Source organism: Bradyrhizobium canariense (genome assembly GCF_018130465.1).
GTDB classification, from domain to species: domain Bacteria; phylum Pseudomonadota; class Alphaproteobacteria; order Rhizobiales; family Xanthobacteraceae; genus Bradyrhizobium; species Bradyrhizobium canariense_C.
The window spans coordinates 960,911-972,124 of record NZ_JAFCKJ010000001.1 but is presented as its reverse complement, the minus strand read 5'-3'; the positions used below and the strand labels follow the sequence as shown (position 1 = coordinate 972,124).

Annotated in this window: 13 protein-coding genes; 8 read left to right on the top strand and 5 right to left on the bottom strand. The window is 65.1% G+C overall.

The genetic code is table 11. From position 1 onward, the window contains the following. Positions 1-289: 289 nt before the first annotated feature. Positions 290-1,405: an ATP-dependent DNA helicase gene (locus tag JQ591_RS04300; RefSeq protein ID WP_211394778.1), complete on the top strand. Its 1,116-nt coding sequence runs from the start codon at positions 290-292 to the stop codon at positions 1,403-1,405. Between the two features lie 171 nt (positions 1,406-1,576). Here JQ591_RS04300 and JQ591_RS04295 read toward each other — a convergent pair whose 3' ends face one another. Further along, positions 1,577-3,274 carry a tetratricopeptide repeat protein gene (locus tag JQ591_RS04295; protein ID WP_211394777.1) on the bottom strand — a complete coding sequence of 566 codons (1,698 nt, stop codon included), beginning with the start codon at positions 3,272-3,274 and terminating at the stop codon, positions 1,577-1,579. A 245-nt stretch (positions 3,275-3,519) separates the two neighbouring features. Here JQ591_RS04295 and msrA point away from each other — a divergent pair, with 245 nt between their 5' ends. The 4 genes from msrA (at position 3,520) to JQ591_RS04275 (ending at position 5,454) form a co-directional block, all read left to right on the top strand. Continuing rightward, positions 3,520-4,224 carry a peptide-methionine (S)-S-oxide reductase MsrA gene (gene msrA, locus JQ591_RS04290; RefSeq protein WP_211394776.1) on the top strand — a complete coding sequence of 235 codons (705 nt, stop codon included), beginning with the start codon at positions 3,520-3,522 and terminating at the stop codon, positions 4,222-4,224. 30 nt (positions 4,225-4,254) lie between these two features. Continuing rightward, positions 4,255-4,674 (top strand): peptide-methionine (R)-S-oxide reductase MsrB, encoded by a 420-nt coding sequence (gene msrB, locus JQ591_RS04285; RefSeq protein WP_211394775.1) that lies wholly within the window; start codon positions 4,255-4,257, stop codon positions 4,672-4,674. Between the two features lie 108 nt (positions 4,675-4,782). After that, the gene (locus tag JQ591_RS04280) at positions 4,783-4,947 is read left to right on the top strand and encodes a DUF3309 family protein (protein ID WP_211394774.1); all 165 of its coding nucleotides are present in this window, start codon (positions 4,783-4,785) and stop codon (positions 4,945-4,947) included. Positions 4,948-5,160: 213 nt separating this feature from the next. After that, positions 5,161-5,454: a hypothetical protein gene (locus JQ591_RS04275; protein WP_211394773.1), complete on the top strand. Its 294-nt coding sequence runs from the start codon at positions 5,161-5,163 to the stop codon at positions 5,452-5,454. Positions 5,455-5,545: 91 nt separating this feature from the next. Here JQ591_RS04275 and JQ591_RS04270 read toward each other — a convergent pair whose 3' ends face one another. Next, complete coding sequence (locus tag JQ591_RS04270) at positions 5,546-6,103, bottom strand: DUF4112 domain-containing protein (protein ID WP_211394772.1); 558 nt, start codon at positions 6,101-6,103, stop codon at positions 5,546-5,548. 61 nt (positions 6,104-6,164) lie between these two features. Then, positions 6,165-6,590 (bottom strand): DUF5413 family protein, encoded by a 426-nt coding sequence (locus JQ591_RS04265; protein ID WP_211394771.1) that lies wholly within the window; start codon positions 6,588-6,590, stop codon positions 6,165-6,167. Between the two features lie 145 nt (positions 6,591-6,735). On the opposite strand from JQ591_RS04265, the gene JQ591_RS04260 reads away from it, so the two are divergent. The 3 genes from JQ591_RS04260 to JQ591_RS04250 all read left to right on the top strand — a co-directional run bounded on the left by JQ591_RS04260 (position 6,736) and on the right by JQ591_RS04250 (position 7,781). Next, on the top strand, positions 6,736-6,981 hold the full coding sequence (locus tag JQ591_RS04260; RefSeq protein WP_211394770.1) for a hypothetical protein: 246 nt from the start codon (positions 6,736-6,738) through the stop codon (positions 6,979-6,981). Positions 6,982-7,018: 37 nt separating this feature from the next. Then, positions 7,019-7,213, top strand: a complete 195-nt coding sequence (locus JQ591_RS04255) for a hypothetical protein (protein ID WP_211394769.1) — start codon at positions 7,019-7,021, stop codon at positions 7,211-7,213. A 292-nt stretch (positions 7,214-7,505) separates the two neighbouring features. Then, positions 7,506-7,781, top strand: a complete 276-nt coding sequence (locus tag JQ591_RS04250) for a hypothetical protein (RefSeq protein WP_249136385.1) — start codon at positions 7,506-7,508, stop codon at positions 7,779-7,781. 73 nt (positions 7,782-7,854) lie between these two features. Here the strand turns inward: JQ591_RS04250 and JQ591_RS04245 are convergent, their stop codons facing one another. Beyond that, the gene (locus JQ591_RS04245; RefSeq protein WP_211394767.1) at positions 7,855-9,480 is read right to left on the bottom strand and encodes a hypothetical protein; all 1,626 of its coding nucleotides are present in this window, start codon (positions 9,478-9,480) and stop codon (positions 7,855-7,857) included. Positions 9,481-9,517: 37 nt separating this feature from the next. Continuing rightward, positions 9,518-10,810 carry an adenylosuccinate synthase gene (locus tag JQ591_RS04240; protein ID WP_211394766.1) on the bottom strand — a complete coding sequence of 431 codons (1,293 nt, stop codon included), beginning with the start codon at positions 10,808-10,810 and terminating at the stop codon, positions 9,518-9,520. Positions 10,811-11,214 lie beyond the last annotated feature (404 nt).

Sequence of the window (11,214 nt, the reverse complement as noted above, 5' to 3'; positions counted from 1 at the left end):
GTCCTCCCTCGAATCTTTGCAAATCCGAAGGAATCACAGGCCCGCCAATGCCGCTCACCTTTTTTCGGTCAGGCTCTGAGGTGCGAGGCTGAGCGGCATCTTTGCCCGTCGACATTGCTGCCGCGCACTCCACCCTCGTCCTGAGGGCCCGCCAAAGGCGGGCGTCTCGAAGGATGGGCCGCGGAGAAACAGCCTTGAAATGCGATTGCCCTGCGCTTGAACCGGCGGTGCGAATGGTTAGTTTTGGGGCTGGCGAATCGCTCCGTTTCGCCCCCTCCTCAAGACAGACATGGCCACATTCACCCCGCATCAGGACGCCGCGCTCAAAGCCGTTGGCGACTGGCTCAAGGCCAAACCCGGCCGCAACGGCACGCCGCCGGTTTTCCGGCTGTTCGGCTTTGCCGGCACCGGCAAGACCACGCTGGCGCGGCACATCGCCGACGGCGTCGACGGCGAGGTGAAATTCGCCGCCTTCACCGGTAAGGCGGCGCTGGTCATGCGCAACAAGGGTTGCGACGAAGCCTCCACCATCCATTCGCTGATCTACCGCACCCGCGAATCCGGTGAGGAGCAGCCCAGCTTCGAGCTGTGGGACGACGCCCCGGCCTCCAAAGCCAAGCTGATCGTGATCGACGAATGCTCGATGGTCGATGCCGAATTGGGCCGCGACCTGATGTCGTTCGACTGCCCGCTGCTGGTGCTGGGCGATCCCGCGCAGTTGCCCCCGATCCAGGGCGGCGGCTTCTTCACCAATACCGAGCCGGACGCGATGCTGACCGAGGTGCACCGCCAGGCCCAGGACGACCCGATTGTGCGGATGTCGATGGACGTCCGCGAGGGACGCGAGCTCGACATCGGCCGCTACGGCGAGAGCGAGGTGGTGTCGCGCAAGGATCTCGATCCCGATCGCGTCATGGGCGCCGACCAGGTCCTGGTCGGCCGCAACAACACGCGGCGCGCGTACAACATGCGGGTGCGCCAGCGCCAGAACATCGAGGACACTTTCCCGGTCGCCGGCGACAAGCTGGTCTGCCTGCGCAACAATCGCAAGAAGGGCCTGTTCAACGGCGGGCTGTGGCGCGTGAAGTCGCGCAACACCTCGCGTTCGAAATCGCGCATTCTCAGCATGCGGCTGTCGCCGGACGAGGATCTCGGCCACAAGGTGACGAAGGTTTCGGTGCGCGCCGATTGCTTCGAGGGCGGCGTCGAGGCGATCTCCTGGGAGCAGCGCAAGCCCTATGACGAGTTCGACTACGGCTACGTGCTGACCGTGCACAAGTCGCAGGGCTCGCAATGGGACGACGTCGTGCTGTTCGACGAGAGTTTTGCGTTTCAGGAGAGTCGCGCGAGGTGGCTGTACACGGGAATTACGCGGGCGGCGAAGCGGCTGAGCATCGTGGTGTAGCCGTCGTCCCGGCCTAGTGCGCACTTGCGCACGGGGGCCGGGACCCATACCGCGTCAGAAGGTTCGATCACTGTCAGTCTTCGTCAAACCACGCCCGTTGGCTATGGGTCCCGGCCTCCGCCGGGACGACACCTAGTGTGAGGGGACGAAGGTGCGCCCCACAAGCAGCATTCACTTCCCCGCGACGAAATAAAAATCCTCGCGCCCCGGCGGCGAGCCGTACGAAAACGGCTGCTGCTCGTGCTTGGTCACAACCCAGACGTCGTCGCGAACGATGTCGAACAGCTTCCGGATCTCGACGCGCGGCACCTTGATTTCGCGGGCGAGCGCGGTGGCGAACGGACTGTCGGCGCCGCCGTCGCCGTCCATTGCGGTCTCGCCGTGCTTGGCGGCGTAGACCACCATGAAGCCGGCGCCGGGCTCGATGTTGGAAAAGCCCTTGTCCACCAGCTTGAGCGACAGCGTACGCTGCATGGTCGGCGCGAACGGATTGTCGCGGCAGGCATCCAGCATCACCAGACGCACCTTGCGCGCGGCGCCGACGGCGGCAATCACCTGCTCCAGCGCAACCGCCTGGGTCTCCGCGTCCCTGTCGGCGGCAAGCTTGGCATCAACGGGAACGAGATAATTCACGCCGCCGATCTCGAAACCGTGGCCGGCGTAATAGACCACCGCCCAATCCGCCTTCTCCGCCTCGGCAGCAAACGCCTGCAACGCTTCGAAGAACTTGTCGCGGGTCAGGTCGCTGACGGAAATCACGGTCTGGAAGCCGACATCGCGCAGCACGCCTGCGATCATCTTCGAGTCGTGTGGCGGATTGGGCAAGGCGTGGACGTTCTTGTAGGCGCCGTTCCCGATCACAAGCGCCACACGGCGCCCCGTGGATCCGGCCGGCGCCTGCGGGGTCAGCGCGGCTAATCGCTCCTGCGCGATCGCGCGGGCGCGCGCGACATCGAGCTCGTCGAACTTCGTCAGCGAATAGGCCGCCGCACGATAGTCGGCACGGGCCTGGGCGAGGTCTTTCCTGCGCTCGTAGATCTGGCCGCGACCCGAATGTGCCCGCACATTGTTCGGGTTGATCTGGATCGCCGTATTGTAGTCCTTCAGCGCGGCGTCGAGGTCGCCCTTCATCATGTTGACGTCGGCGCGGTTGTTGATCGCGAACACGTTTTTCGGCTGCTTCTCGATCAGGCCGTCGCAATCCGCCAAGGCCTGGTCGTACTTGCCCATCATGCCGTAGGTGATGCAGCGATGGCCGGCGATCTGCTGTGCGTTCGGATCGATCTTGCCAGCTTCGGTGAAATCGGCAACCGCGCCGTCAAAATCCTTCATCAGCGTGCGCACGCGGGCGCGGTTGGTGTAGCCGAGCAGGAGCTTTGGCGCGTATTTGATCGACAGGTTGAAATCGTCGAGCGCGCTTTGCAGCGCCCCCCGGCGCAACTGGATGATGCCGCGGTTGTTGTAGGGCACACCGTAGGTCGGGCGCTTCTGGAGCGCGAGGTTGTAGTCCGCCATCGCATGGTCGTCCTGGCCCGTCCGCTCATAGGCGAGGCCGCGCAGGTTGAGCGTGGCGACGTTGTCGGGATCGAGGTCGACGGCCATGGACAGGGTCTCGATCGCGTGGACGTAGTCGCGCTTGTTGATCAGCGTATTGCCGCGCACGGAGAGCGCGATGGCCTTGTCCTTGCCGGTGACACGGTCGGCGTTGAGCAAATTGTCGCAGGCCTGCGCCCTCGCCTGCGCGTCCGCCTGGCGGTCGCGGCAAATGGCGAGGTTGTCGCCGGGTTGCGGTTCGGCCGCCGCGATCGAGCTCCAGGCGGCCAGGATGGCGAGCACGGCGACGAGGGTCTGGGATACGACGCGCAGCATGTTGTCAGGTCAGCTCCAGCAACGATTCCTTTAAGTCGATCACCGATCGCGCCGGTTCATCTAGCGCGGAGTTCCGGTCCTCGCCAAGCCGGGCCGGTCCAAGCGGCGCGTTTCACAGACTCGTGTCCGTCCGGCCGTAACAATCGCCCGGCCGGCCCGTATCTCGAATGTCCGAAAATGCCGGGCAGGCTGTTCGCCCGGCTCCAACAGCCGTAGACTGTGAGACCTTCCGAAAGAGGATCGCCATGCGCCGACCTGCCGTCCTGTCCCTGCTCGCCGCAACCACCGCCCTGACGCTGGCTTTTGCCGCGCCGACCCGGGCCGCAGAGGATGCGGTCGTGATCCCCGCCCCCGCCGTTGATGCGGCGCCCGCAAGCGGGATGCAGACCGCCGTGATCGCCGGCGGCTGCTTCTGGGGCGTGCAGGGCGTGTTCCAGCACACCGCAGGCGTCGTCAACGCGGTCTCCGGCTACGCCGGCGGCACCAAGGCGACGGCCGACTACCAGACCGTCTCGAGCGGCCGGACCGGCCACGCGGAATCGGTCGAGATCAAATACGACCCGAAGAAGATCTCCTACGGCAAGATCCTCCAGATCTACTTCTCGGTCGCGCACGACCCGACCCAGCTCAACCGGCAGGGTCCCGACACCGGCACGCAATATCGCTCGGCGATCTTCACCACCTCCGACGAGCAGAAGAAGGTGGCCGAGGCCTATATTGCCCAGCTCAACGGCGCCAAGGTCTTCAGCAAGCCGATCGCGACCAAGGTCGGCGCGCTGGAGGCGTTCTATCCGGCGGAGGCCTATCACCAGGATTATCTGACGCTGCACCCGAACCAGCCCTATATCGCCTACAACGACCTCCCGAAGGTCGAGAACCTGAAAAAGCTGTTCGCGGATAACTATATCGAGAAGCCGACGCTGGTGAGCGCCAGCAAGGCTACCAACTGATCGCGAGATCATCGAAAAAACGGGAGACCCATGCCCGACACCAAGACGAAAACCACGGACGACAAGGTCATCAAGAGCGAAGAGCAATGGCGCAGCGAGTTGTCGCCGGTGCAATACGCGGTGCTGCGCGAGAAGGCGACCGAGCGTCCCTTCTCCGGCGAATATGAACACGACCACCGCGCCGGCACCTATACCTGCGCCGGCTGCGGCAACGAGCTGTTCGAGTCCGACGCGAAGTTCGATTCCGGCTGCGGCTGGCCGAGCTTCACCCAGCCTGCCGTCGAGGGCCATATCGAGGAGGAGCGGGACGTCAGCCACGGCATGATCCGCACCGAGGTGCTGTGCGCCAAGTGCAGCGGCCATCTCGGCCATGTCTTTCCCGACGGCCCGGGGCCGACGGGCTTGCGCTACTGCATCAATTCCGCAGCGCTGAAGCTCGAACCCAAATAAACCTTGCGAGTCGCCTGGTTCCGACATGGAACCGGGCGGCGCGATGTGCTTTTCTTCCCTAGTGGTGCGGCCGACCATGACGTTGCGGCGGCCGCCAGGGAGGATGCCATGACGCTTGGGACCATCCTGATCATCCTGGTGATCATTTATCTCCTCGGCGGCCTGTCGGGCCGCTTCGGTGGCTACGGCTACGGAATGGGCCATTCCGGCATGGGGATCGGCGGCCTCGTCCTTGTGGTGCTGCTCGTGCTGCTGCTCCTTGGTAAGCTGTAAACCATTCAAGCTATTGATATTATTGCAACTTTCCGAGTTGCGGAGCTGCCATGCGTGGATTCATCATCTCGCATCGCAGGGGTCGCAATTTTGTCAAAACGGACTATATTAGAGGACGAAAATGACATGTGCGGCGGGCCCGCCTGATGGTGGCCCTCGCCCGTCCAAACCCCACGCGCTTAAAGCCCCAGAGAGATCACGAGGTCTTTGACCATGCGTCCACTGCGTCCGTTCAACTTCAACACCTCCGCCGAACTCTTCCCCGCCGCGATCCGCAAGAAGAAGCGCGCGGGCTTCACCTATCGGCGGTTCGGCACCGCGGCCGAGGCCGTCCAGTTCGCGATGGAGCAGTTGCCGACGGACTCGCTGAACGGCGCCTATCTCCAGGTCGAGGAAGCGCGCTTCGACCAGAACGGCATCCGCTCGCTCTACGAGAGCGAGGCCTTCCCGCTGCCCCGTCACCGCAAGCCGGTGGAGACCAGCACCGACGCCGCCGACGCGGCATAAGTTTTCGTAAAGCGCTGCGATGTGCGCCGAAGGCGCGATGGCCGAAAGGCCGTCGCGCTTTTTGCGTTTTGGGGAGTCATTTTGGGGCGTGTCAGATGCGCGGCTGCTTGTCGAGCCAGCGGCGTAGCAGGCGCACGTTGCGCATGTTGGCACGGAACATGACGTCGAAGGCGTCGCCCGCCAACGGCACCATGCCGATCACGCCGTCGACGGCGACATTGCCGAGCATGCGCGCGGTGATGTACCAGGGCGCCCCGAGCGCCCTCGCCTCTCGCACCAGCCAGAGCGAAATCGCGGTGGTGATGATGTCGCCGACGATGGGGATCAGTCCGATCAACCCGTCGATGCCATAGCGGATATTGGTTCCGGGCAGGACGAAGGCGATGTCGAGCAGCTTTGCGATCGCCTCGATCCGCGCGATCCGCTGCTCGCGCGTCAGATTGCCGAACGGGTTGCCAGCGAAGGGACTGTCCTTCCCGAACTCGAAGCGAAACTCGCGAAAGCCCTGCTCCAGCGTTTCGGGCCGGATCTCGCGACCGTCCTGATCGATGATCGGCCCGCGCGCCTCGGTGCCCGAAGAGGCCGCACCCGAGCGGTTTCCCGGACGGGATCGGCGCGGGGCAATAATATCGTCATCGGACATGGTCATGGCCCCTGGAGAACGCGCCAGCGCGGCGGAGGTTGCTGCGCCGCGCCCGAACGACGCGCCCTCACGTCGGTGCTGCCGCCGGCAGCGGCTCCTCGACATATCGATGCACGAGCCAGGATGAAATCACCGCCGGCACGAAGCCGACGAGGCCGTACAGGATGAACTGCACCGCGCCCGAGTCCGGCCCGCGCGAGCTGTAGGTCAGCGAGGCCAGGATGAAGGCGAACACGCCGACCAGCAGCATCCGCAGCACCGGGCCGATCCGGCGGATGTGGACCAGGATGTCGTCGACCGCACCGATCATCAGCGAGGGCAGGAAGCCGAACAGATAGCTGTATTGCAGGGATTTGAAGAACACTGCGAACAGCTTGCCGACCTCGCCAAGACTGGTCTGGGTCCAATAGCCGGACTGATAAGTCGTCGTCAGCAGCAGCAGGAACCCGCCCACGAACGGGCCAACCAGCGCAAACACGAGATAGCGTTTCATCAGGCACCCTCATCCTTCGCCCCGTTATAGCAGCGTCACGGGAACCTTGAATAGCGGCGGGTGCGGCTCGGCCTTTAGGGAACAAGCGGCACATCGACGAGTTCAGACAGGACTTGAAACTCACCTGTCAGATTTGGAGCCGCCGATGTCCCGCAAATTGTTCTTCCTGGCGACGATCGCGCTGACGGCCCTGACCGGCCTGTCGAGCCTGCCTGCTCGCGCGCAGGGCCACATGGGCAGCTCGCAGGAACAGCAAGCCTGCTCGCGCGATGCCTCGCGGCTGTGTCGCAAGGACCTCGGCAATGACGGTGCGGTGCAGGGTTGCCTGCAAGCCAACCGGGCAAAACTGTCGCGGTCTTGCAGCAAGGTGTTTGAGAGCCACGGCATGTGAGGACCGGAACCATCCCCGGCGAACGGAGAGTGAAGCCATGTTGCGCGACGAACAGCTCTCGATCCTCAGGGACATCAGCCAATCGTTCGCCTTCGCCGATGATCGGCAAGGCAAGGTGGGACAACTGATCGCCGACGGATACGTGATGAAGGACGGCGATCTGTTCGAGCTCACGGCAAAGGGCGTTACGGCTGTCGAGGAACACGCAGCGCTCGGCGCGGGCGACGCGTAACCAGCGTGCGTATCCTCCGATCGGTTGATCTGATCGGGCGCGCCCGCATTGTGCGTGACGTGCGCGCAACAATTGCGAATTGATTTCTGCTTGCCATTGCGGCCGCGCGACAATGGCGCATACTTGGCTCGGGCGGCGCAGCACTTTTCGATTCGAACATCACGAGAGATCGAGCGACCACATGCGGGATTGAGATCCCGGCGTGAAGGCTGTGACATGCGGCAGATCAAGCCGCGTGCGGCGCCCCAAAACCAAGTGGCTCAAGCCCACGGAACTCGGGGACGCATTCCGCATGACACGCTACCAGACGATCGCAACTCTCTTCGCCGTCACAACCGCAGCCGTCGCATTCCAGACATCGCCCGGCCTCGCCTTCTCGTCCGAAGCGCAGCAGATGTGCTCCGGCGATGCCATGCGGCTGTGCTCGAGCGAGATCCCCGACATCCCCAGGATCAGGGCCTGCATGGTGCAGAAAAAGGCTCAGGTCAGCCCCGGCTGTCGCGCCGTGATGGACCGCGAGGCCGCAGCCGCGACAGGATCGCGCAAGCGGGAAGCTGCCGCGCAATAGGCACGGTTCAATTTCGGTTGGATCGTCGAGAGGGCAGCTCACCTCCCCGGAAGAGAGGTGAACATGAGCTACCCTAATCGCCCCACTGCGCGAACGCGTCGTTGAAGGCGCGCTCGCCGGGAGCGCCCTTCTCGATGGCGATGATGGCGCGGCGCTGGTTGGCGTAGACCAGGGGCACGTCGAACCAGGAGCGCTCCTTCAGGAGCTGGACGTTGCGGCTGCGGTCGGCATCGACGTTGGAGAGGCCGACCAGGAAGAAGCCGTCGGTGACCTTGACCGCGAGCCCTGCGAGCGGCGTGCCGCGGGCCTGCTCGTTCGACTTCATCAAAATGCCGGGCACGTTGGAAACGCTGCCGCCCGGGAAATCCTGCGGCAGGATGAAGGTCAATTCCGCGGTGTGGCTCGCCGGCAGCGACGAGTCGGTGTTGCGACGGAACGACATCGTCATCTTGAACTTGCGGTCGGGGATCTCGATGTCGGCGCGCACGGCGACGTCGGCCTTCTGGTTGCCGGACGCCTTGATCGGCTCGAGCCGCCACACCACCGAGCCGACATATTGCTTGCCCTTCGGATCGGACGGATCCTCGTCATAGAGCACGACCTTCTGCGCCACCGGCGCGACCGGTTGGTCGCTGGCCGAGGGCTGGCCGACGCGATCCGGAATCTTGGGCTTGCTCTGCGGTTGAGACGGATCCTTCGGCGCCTCCACCACCTGCGTCGGCGAAGACTTGAACAGGTTGCTCGCGGTCTGGACCAGTTGCTTGCCCCAGAGGATGCCGGCACCGACCAGGATCAGCACGATGCCGACGGCGATTGCGCTCTTGAACGGAAAGACGGAGCCGGTGCGGGCGCGCTTCTTCCTGGTGTCGCGGTCGAGAACGGGGATGTGCGGACGCGGCGACGGCGGCTGCGACTGGGGCGCGTAGCGCTCGGCTTCCTCGATCGATTCGTCGTAGGAGTAGGGCGCGTCCGCCCCGGCGGCGCGATTCTCCAGGCTCGGCTCGAGCCGGTCGAATTCCGGCGAGGGCGAGGGCACGTTGGCGTAGGTGCGGCGCGCGGCACGGTTGGCCTGCGCGGCGGCGCCGCCGAGATCGTTGGCGTCGGCCGTGATGTCGCGGAAGCCGCGCACGCCCGGTGCCGGCGGCAGCGGCGGCGGAGGTCCCATGTCCGGCGGACGGCGCCCACTGGCGCGATCGCGTCCGGCCGGCGGAGGCTCCGGCATCGCCGGCGGTGCCGACGGACCCGGCTGGCGCGGCGCGTCGAAACGCGGAGCCCGCGGCGCACGCGGGGCGTCACCCTGGTCATCGACGTTGAAGGAGGGCCGGTCGGCGCGCGGCGGCGGCGGTGCCGGACGGGTGCGCGGCGGGGCAGCGGTTTGGGGCGCGGGCGAGTTACCCTCGGTGGCGCGGGTGCTGGCGCGGCGGAAGGCATCGCCACTGCCGCTGCTGCGAGCGCCGCCACCGGGGCGCGAGGCCTCGCGGGCACGCTGGGCAGCCTCCGATTCGACCTTGCGGACGGCCTCTTCCAGGGAGAGCCGCTCGCGGGTGATCTCGGATTCGGAGAGCGGCGGCTGCACGCTGCGGAGCTGCGCGATCAGCGCCGTGCGCGCCCGCTCGTAGAGCGCGCGACGGCTCTCGCCGGGAGCGTTGGGGTCCAGGGCGGCAATAGCGCGGGCGATCAGCGGATAGTAATCAGCCATTTCTACTCAATTATACGCGCGTCCCGGTAAGATATCGTTAAGCCTCAAACGGATTTTGCACCAGGATAGTATCCTCGCGTTCGGGGCTGGTGGAAAGCAGCGCCACCGGGCAGCCAACCAATTCCTCGATCCGCCGGACATATTTGATGGCCTGGGCCGGCAGGTCGGCCCAGGAGCGCGCATTGGCGGTCGGCTCCTTCCAGCCCTCGATGGTCTCGTAGATCGGCTCGACCCGGGCCTGGGCGCCCTCGCCCGCCGGGAAATGGTCGATCTCCTTGCCGTCCAGCCTGTAGCCGGTACAGACCTCGATCGAATCGAAGCCGTCGAGGATGTCGAGCTTGGTCAGCGCCAGACCGTTGATGCCGCAGGTCCGGACCGCCTGGCGAACCAGAACTGCATCGAACCAGCCGCAGCGGCGGGGCCGTCCGGTATTGGTGCCGAACTCGCGGCCGCGCTCGCCGATCTTGCGGCCGGTCTCGTTGTCCTGCTCGGTCGGGAACGGGCCCTGACCGACGCGGGTCGTGTAGGCCTTGCAGAGGCCGAGCACATAGCCGACCGCGCCGGGTCCGAGGCCCGAGCCGGTCGCGGCCTGCGCCGCCACCGTGTTGGACGAGGTGACGTAGGGATAGGTCCCGTGGTCGACGTCGAGCAGCGCGCCTTGCGCGCCTTCGAACAGCATGCGCTTGCCTTCGCGGCGCTTGATGTCGAGCAACCGCCACACCGTCTCGGCATAGGGCAGCAGCTGCGGCGCGAACGCGCTCAATTCCTTCAGGATTTCCTTGCGGTCGAATTCCGGCAGATTGAGGCCGCGGCGTAGCGCGTTGTGATGCGCCAGCAGGCGGTCGATCTTGTGCGGGAGCGTATCGAGATCGGCGAGGTCCATCAGGCGGATGGCGCGGCGGCCGACCTTGTCCTCATAGGCCGGGCCGATGCCGCGGCGGGTGGTGCCGATCGCGGTCGCGGCATTGGAAGATTCACGCAGCGCGTCGAGCTCACGGTGCAGCGGCAGGATCAAGGTGACGTTCTCGGCGACGCGCAAGTTTTCCGGGCTGATGGCGACGCCCTGTGCACGCAGCTTGGTGACCTCATCGAGGAAGGCGGCGGGATCGAACACCACGCCGTTGCCGATCACCGACAGCTTGTGTTCGCGCAGCACGCCGGAGGGCAGCAGCGCGAGCTTGTAGGTCTTGCCGTTGATCACCAGCGTATGGCCGGCGTTATGGCCGCCCTGGAAACGGACGACGATGTCCGCCTGCTCCGACAACCAGTCGACGATCTTGCCCTTTCCTTCGTCGCCCCACTGGGCGCCGACGACGACAACATTGGCCATTCGCGGGTAATCCCTATGCAATCTGTTAGATGCGCCCAGCCCAATCACGGCCGGGGCCGCTCGAACGCGAGGCAGCCAACCGGATAAAGGATGCAGCCTCTGTAAGCAAGCAAGAACGGGGCTTTTTCGGGGCCCAATGCGCTATCCAAGCCCTTGATATCCCCTAAAAATCCGCTTCGTCGGACGGGCTCTACGACGTTAGGCCCGGATGCGGCCGTCGACCACTTCGATGATGCGGTCGCAGCCGTGCTCGAGTTCGAGGTCAATGCCCTGCGGCACCTCGTTTCAGTCGGCAGACGCCGACGAAGCCAGGGCACCCTCGGCATTTCAGATTGCGGTAGGTCAACGGGTTACGCCGAATTTCGAGGCATTTGCCTGACGAGATACTTTGAATCGGGGGCCTC